Below are 6,399 nucleotides of genomic sequence, written 5' to 3' on the forward strand. Positions count from 1 at the left end.
AGTTTTTGTTTTCTGTACTTAAAATTATATACTCACAATAATAAATAACAATACATAATTTTCAATATATATATAAATTCAAACTTATATATGCTATCCATTTCTTTATCTTCGAATTGCAAACTAAAAATGCCATAAAACTCATTTCTGAATATTATGGCATTAACTTTAAATTTTTAATGGTTGTGAATATTAATAAAAATTATATGACTTATTTTATATTTAACTGTTTTACTGGTCTTGCTTCAATATATCCTCTGTATCCCATAGGTGCTAATTGAAATCTTGGTCCATCTTCATCTGCCCATCTAAAGCCATAAAGCTCAGGATTGTAATTTTTCATAATGTCCCATAGTTCCTTTATCTCTTCATCAAACTTTTCATCATCATAAGGCTGTCCTTGAAAAACCATCATCTTACAAGGTTGGAGATCAATTAAATCAAAACCTTCTGGGACTTCTCCTGCATAATTGGATGGAACTTCTACTCCTTGAGTATATACTGACGTACCTGATTTGAGTAAGTTTTCGGGCATCCACATTCCAATAGGTTCATATATGGCTTCTTTGATACTAGAAAGCACTCCCCATACATCACACCCTACTTCCTCACAATATTCAAAATAATGTGTAGCTTTAATTCCACGTTTTAAAATTAACTTTCTTGCAGGACGGTCAACCACTTGCACAAAAACTGTTTTCACATTAGAACTTTTAGACATGTTATCCTCTCCTTTTTGTAGCATAAGGTAATAATCACGGATATGACTGGGCATAAAAAGTTTCAGCGGAGGAGTATTTTTGCAGTAGTATCGAGGAGTCATAGCAAACTGCTTGGAAAATGCTCTTGTAAAACCTTCGTGCGATCCAAATACAAAATCAAGTGCAACATCAATTATTTTAACATTCTCATCTCTCAATTTAACAGCCGCCCTAGATAAACGAAGTGCTCGAATGTATTCAAATGGTGTTTTACCTGTTAATTCCTTGAAAATCCTTGTAGAATGCCATGGTGAATATCCTGCTGCATTTGCAAGCATACAAAGAGTTATTGATTCGGTTATATGATTCTCAATATAAATTTGCATACGATATACCGCATTTATCTTTTCCCAACTTTCCATGTTCTCACCTCTTGAATAGAGCATAACATATTCTTATGGACTTTTACTTGACCTATTTTGCTAAAAGTAATTTTTAAATTCTTGCGGATTAATATATACTTCACCCATCTTATGCTCTCCTATTAAATTTCTATCAAAACTTACTATATAAATTACCAATTTACACTACTTAACCTCAAATTAGGATTTATGGTTCTAATTTCTTAAAGAAAAATCGTAATGACATTACCGTTTTAGATATTTTATTGGATTATATTTGTCAGCATATTCTTCTTTTGATTTTTGTGTATATTTCAAAATAAAATCAGATTTAGCATCTGTATAACCATCCCTATCATGCTCATATCTTTCTATCAGCCCCAACTTTAGTTTTTCATATTCCTTAGCAACTTCTTTATGTTCTATAAGGTAGTCTCTAAAATATAATTCATTCCAATTACCATAGTAGCGAACATGTAAATGATATACTTTTTCTGCAAATCCTTGTTTTGTATATCCTTTATTAAATGACATTTTCATGAAAGGCTTATTTCCAGATGACATTAATAACCAACCATTATGTAGTAGAATATTTTTTAATTGTTCAATATCAGTTTCGGTATTTATTTCTAATAAAATATCTACTGTTGGCTTAGCAATCAAGCCTTTAACCGCTGTACTTCCTATGTGATTAATACGCAGAATATTTTTCTTATCAATACAATTTAAAAGTCGTTGTTTTTCAATTCCATACCAATCTTTATAATCTGTATTATGCTCTTTTAAGATGATAGGAAACAACTCCCATAGTTCTTCAAGCGTCATTTCTGACAATTCTTTTTCCATCTATAATTACCTCCACTCAAGAAAATATAAAGAATGTTTCATTCACAATAATTTACTATTATGGTTGCAAAATAAATTTTAATATCATTTGTTGATGTTACACCATACTCAGCCTTAAATTGGAATTTATAATACTAGAATCTAAATTTAAAACTTATCAGCTTACTTTATATTCATTATTTTCAAGAACTTTTATTGCCTTTTCGAAATTTTCTTCTTTAGTAAATATATAATCTGTATTATAAGTTGATACTGTAAATATTCCAATCTTATTTTTCGCTAATAATGTAGCTATTTTTGATAAAATCCCAATAAGAGAAAAATCCAATATACCTTGTATCCTGAATCCTTTCCAGCCATTATCACATTCAACTGCATTTTCAGGTACTAATTTTGTACTGCACACTAATGATAATTCTTCATCTGTCTTACTAATAAAACAAAATTTATCTGAATAATCTATTTGTGATAAATCTTCAACTTTACATATTGAAAAATTTTGATTTATTATCTTTATCTCAATCATATTAACATCCCTTCCAAATTACTATAATATTACAATTTTATCTTTTACTAAATTATAACATACTTACAAATATCAAACTTTACTTTATTGCACTAAAAAATAAAGTGTATCCATCTTAAATTCTCAATGGCTACACTTTATCTTTGAAATGCGACGCAAAAACACCATATAATTTAACTTAAAATTATGTGGTGTCTCTATAAATTTTTCTTATTTTATTCTTACATAAAATAAGAAAATTTAGGCTTGATACAACTAATTGTCATGATTATTTTTCTAACACATTTATACCTTCATATTTCATTAAACAATAAGGTTCATTTTCTGTAACTTCCTCTTCGATTGTCCACCCTTGGGATAAATAAAAATTCAAAGCATTTACATTTGCCTTTATGCATTTTAATGTTAATGGTAATCCGACTGCTTTTACAGATTCATTTATCAATGCTTTGCCTACTCCAAGCCTTTTAAAACTTTCTTGTCTTGTATTTAAAAAAACCTTTCGTAGGCCATCATATTCTTCTTTTTGGGACTTTTGTATAGAAATATTATTTTTATTCATTACATTTTCTCCTCTAATGAAATAAATTAATTTACGATATGTTGTAGTTTCACTTAACATATATAAAATAGTTATGTCTATAATTTCTTTACTATCTCATCAATGATTATTTGAATTTGCTTCTGCCACTAATATATTCATCTACAATATCTTTCAAAAATTAAGAAATTAACTTCTTTTATTAATTTCCTCTGTTATTAACTCTTTTGAAATATACATGGCATTTATTATTTTATTAAAACGAGTATAATAGGAAGTACCTTCCTCAAATTTTGCCTGCCCTTTTTCACATTTACTGATAACTGAAGCTACAGGTTTTAGGGAGTCTATCAATTCCTCTTTTGTATATTTATCCATAATATCTTCATTTGATACCAATGCTTTTGAAATATATAGAGCTTTTATTCTATTCTTAAGCAGTGTGTGCTGAGATGTACCCTCAGCAAATTTGGGCTGCATTTTTTCACAATTAAAGATAGTTGAGGATATAACTTGTAAGACTTTGTCCAACTCTTCTATTGTATATTTTTCCATATTATTTCACCTCAATTTTTATATATGTCAATGTTATAATTGAAATGTTTCACAAAATTTTAACAATATCAGTATTTTATGAAATATATTTACAACGTTTAACTTTAAATTGGAATTTGTCTATTTCACTGGTAGTTTCCATAGCGGCACATCTATAAATGTACTCTCTTTTACATTTGGAAGAATATCATATATAGAACAATTCATTTGTTGCTCAAAATACTCTTTCATTTCAAATGTTGCATTCCAACGCTCCACAGTAAATGGAAATGTTCCATAGCGTCTTGTTGTATTAACAAACCGCTTTTCTAACATACAAAAACCTTGAGCATCTGCAAGTGCATCACAAACAATCAACAGTCTATCATAGTCATCATAAATTATGTCATTAAGATACTTCCTAACAAATTCGCTTTCTTCATCACTCATATCATTTTTCCCTATTTCTTTGTCAAAGTCAGGTACTGGGAATGAATGTGTCAAGCAAATTCTACTCACTTCATCCCACCCTTTTTCCTTCATAAATTTATATCCATCTATACCATGTCTTCTAGCACTTACTCCATATCTTCTACCTATATCATGAAGAAGTCCTAACACATATGCTTTAACTGGGTTAATATTACTACATTTTTCTGCAATCATTTGAGCCGCTAATCCTACATTGATAGAATGTTCTGTCCACAGCCCTTGGTTTAATTGTCCTGCTATTTCTAATTCTTTTTCAGCCATTTCTTTATTTGGAAACATATTATCCTCCTTGTAATAAGGTAATTTCTGACTTGTAACCTTATTCCATAGTTACTTAAATCACTGTTAAGTTGCTCTGCAAATTACTATTTACTTTTTAGTAAATTATAGCATACATAAAAATATCAAACTTTACTTTATTACAATAAAAAATAAAGTGTATCCATCTTAAATTCTCAATAGATATACTTTATCTTTGAAATCTAAAAAAACAGTAACAATCAAACTCGAGAATTGAAAGTTTGATTGTTACTATATTATCCAACAAATTAACTTTATAATTTATTATGGTTGAAATTTTTGTTTCAAATCTGTAACTTCATTGTTTTTTATAGTTACATCACATAAAATTCCTTGTATTGTTTCTCCAAGCTCTTTCTTTACTTCATCAAAGCTTGATTTAGTTGCTTCAGCACCAGTTTTAATTATACTATAAGTAGCATTATTTGAAACTTTTACTTTTTTTACTTCTTTGTTTTTATATCTTATATAATGATCATTAGTATATCTAGACTGTGCTTCTTCTCTTGTACATTTATCATCTTCCATTATAGCCTTAATAGCTTCTTCTCCTGACAACCATTGTACATATTGTATTGAAATATACTTACTTCCACTTTCTTCATACAACTTTTTTACATAACCTAACTGTTTGGCATCACTAGTTGTTGCTTTAGCTGTATCAGTTTTAGCTGTAGTGGCTGTTGTATCAGATTTAACTGCATCAGTTTTAGTATTGTTTGTTTTAGTATCCGTAGTAGTAGTTGTTGTTGTTGTAGTTGTTTCTTTTACTGCCTTATCGTCTACACTTTTTTGGTCACATCCTGTAAAATTAATAGTTCCAAGTATTAGTACAACAATTAATAATTTTTTCATATTTTTCTCCTAATTCTTTACATTTTTTATTTTAATTTTATAGATGAACAATAAATTACAACTGCGATTCAATTAGTATAGAAATTATACCATAATATCTATATATTGTCATCACTCTATAGAAAGCATAAGAATTTTTAACACTGCATTATTCCATTTTCAAAGACCATCGTTCATATTTCATTCTTCAGTACTTACGTCACATTTTTTCACTATACGTAATTTTAAAATTAAATTTTATAAATTAAATTATAAAGAGATGACTGATTTGATAGAATTGCTTTCTAAGATGGTGAAACAAGTAAAGTAATTTAGAACTATGTTTAATTCATATAGTATTTGAAATGCGACGCAAAAACACCACATAATTCAACTTTGAATAATGCAGTGTTTTGCAAATTGTTCATTTTTTCAGTTGTTGCGTCAATATAAGAATATTATGAGCTATGAAAACAATACCAAATTCATTTAGCTAGTGAGTTATTTTCTTTATTGGTTATTATTAAGTCCTTATATATAAATATCATAATAACAATAAAACTTAATACAGCAAAACTAATATTGAGAATTTTACTATGTATATACTCTCCTATGACAGGCATTATTATAAAACAATAAATTATAATTAAAGGATATGCTAATTTTCTCAGTTTATGAATTTTCACAAATTCAGACATACTACCAACAATTGAAAGAATTATAGTTAGTGTTAGTACCACTGTTGGAACTCTAATCTTCATAAACATTGCCAGAATTTCAAGTACACCAATGATGAATAAAAGTGTTGTAATCATTTCAGTTATTGCTATTAATTTAAATTTCATAAATATCATCTTCCAATATAAAGCATTATTATTAAATAATCTCACACTTGTTTTCAACTGCGATTTAATCATTATGGAAATTATACTATAACATTTACATATTTTCATAATTTTATAAAAAACATAAGAATTTTTGACACTGCATTATTCAATTTTCAAAGACCATTGTTCACATTTCTAATTTAAAAAGTTATGTCTCAAATTTTTCATATTGTTTAAGACAATCCTTTATTTATCCTAGTAATCTATTTTCTTCTTCTGTATTTTCAATTTTACTTGAAATATCAAAATTTTTTCCATCTTCTTTACCAATATTAAAGTAAGCGGTGGAACACATACCGTACCCAAAAAAACCAGCTTCACATCAATATGCGAAGCT

Annotated in this window: 8 protein-coding genes; all 8 read right to left on the minus strand. The window is 27.9% G+C overall.

The features are described 5' to 3' along the window. Positions 1–211 precede the first annotated feature (211 nt). On the minus strand, positions 212–1,123 hold the full coding sequence (locus tag EG57_RS0208390; RefSeq protein WP_032076785.1) for a helix-turn-helix domain-containing protein: 912 nt from the start codon (positions 1,121–1,123) through the stop codon (positions 212–214). Between the two features lie 225 nt (positions 1,124–1,348). Then, positions 1,349–1,948, minus strand: coding sequence for a GrpB family protein (locus EG57_RS0208395; protein WP_029163183.1), 600 nt, complete (start codon positions 1,946–1,948; stop codon positions 1,349–1,351). Positions 1,949–2,105: 157 nt separating this feature from the next. Continuing rightward, positions 2,106–2,471 (minus strand): ACT domain-containing protein, encoded by a 366-nt coding sequence (locus tag EG57_RS0208400; RefSeq protein WP_032076802.1) that lies wholly within the window; start codon positions 2,469–2,471, stop codon positions 2,106–2,108. Positions 2,472–2,742: 271 nt separating this feature from the next. Next, positions 2,743–3,036, minus strand: coding sequence for a GNAT family protein (locus EG57_RS0208405; RefSeq protein WP_052037790.1), 294 nt, complete (start codon positions 3,034–3,036; stop codon positions 2,743–2,745). A 168-nt stretch (positions 3,037–3,204) separates the two neighbouring features. Continuing rightward, entirely contained in the window at positions 3,205–3,570 is a 366-nt protein-coding gene (locus EG57_RS0208410; RefSeq protein WP_032076786.1) for a hypothetical protein, read from the minus strand. A 120-nt stretch (positions 3,571–3,690) separates the two neighbouring features. After that, on the minus strand, positions 3,691–4,320 hold the full coding sequence (locus EG57_RS0208415; protein ID WP_032076787.1) for an HD domain-containing protein: 630 nt from the start codon (positions 4,318–4,320) through the stop codon (positions 3,691–3,693). Between the two features lie 285 nt (positions 4,321–4,605). Beyond that, the gene (locus EG57_RS0208420; RefSeq protein WP_032076788.1) at positions 4,606–5,196 is read right to left on the minus strand and encodes a hypothetical protein; all 591 of its coding nucleotides are present in this window, start codon (positions 5,194–5,196) and stop codon (positions 4,606–4,608) included. 464 nt (positions 5,197–5,660) lie between these two features. Next, a complete protein-coding gene (locus EG57_RS0208425; protein ID WP_242859825.1) occupies positions 5,661–6,020 on the minus strand; it encodes a hypothetical protein in 360 nt (119 codons plus the stop codon). Positions 6,021–6,399: the final 379 nt, after the last annotated feature.

The organism is Clostridium drakei (assembly GCF_000633595.2).
Classification (GTDB): domain Bacteria; phylum Bacillota; class Clostridia; order Clostridiales; family Clostridiaceae; genus Clostridium_AM; species Clostridium_AM drakei.

Bases quoted from the DNA above. Each gene is read 5' to 3' on its own strand.
- EG57_RS0208390 (WP_032076785.1), bottom strand. From the start codon at position 1,123: ATGGAAAGTTGGGAAAAGATAAATGCGGTATATCGTATGCAAATTTAT.
- EG57_RS0208395 (WP_029163183.1), bottom strand. From the start codon at position 1,948: ATGGAAAAAGAATTGTCAGAAATGACGCTTGAAGAACTATGGGAGTTG.
- EG57_RS0208425 (WP_242859825.1), bottom strand. From the start codon at position 6,020: ATGAAATTTAAATTAATAGCAATAACTGAAATGATTACAACACTTTTA.
- EG57_RS0208405 (WP_052037790.1), bottom strand. From the start codon at position 3,036: ATGAATAAAAATAATATTTCTATACAAAAGTCCCAAAAAGAAGAATAT.
- EG57_RS0208410 (WP_032076786.1), bottom strand. From the start codon at position 3,570: ATGGAAAAATATACAATAGAAGAGTTGGACAAAGTCTTACAAGTTATA.
- EG57_RS0208420 (WP_032076788.1), bottom strand. From the start codon at position 5,196: ATGAAAAAATTATTAATTGTTGTACTAATACTTGGAACTATTAATTTT.
- EG57_RS0208415 (WP_032076787.1), bottom strand. From the start codon at position 4,320: ATGTTTCCAAATAAAGAAATGGCTGAAAAAGAATTAGAAATAGCAGGA.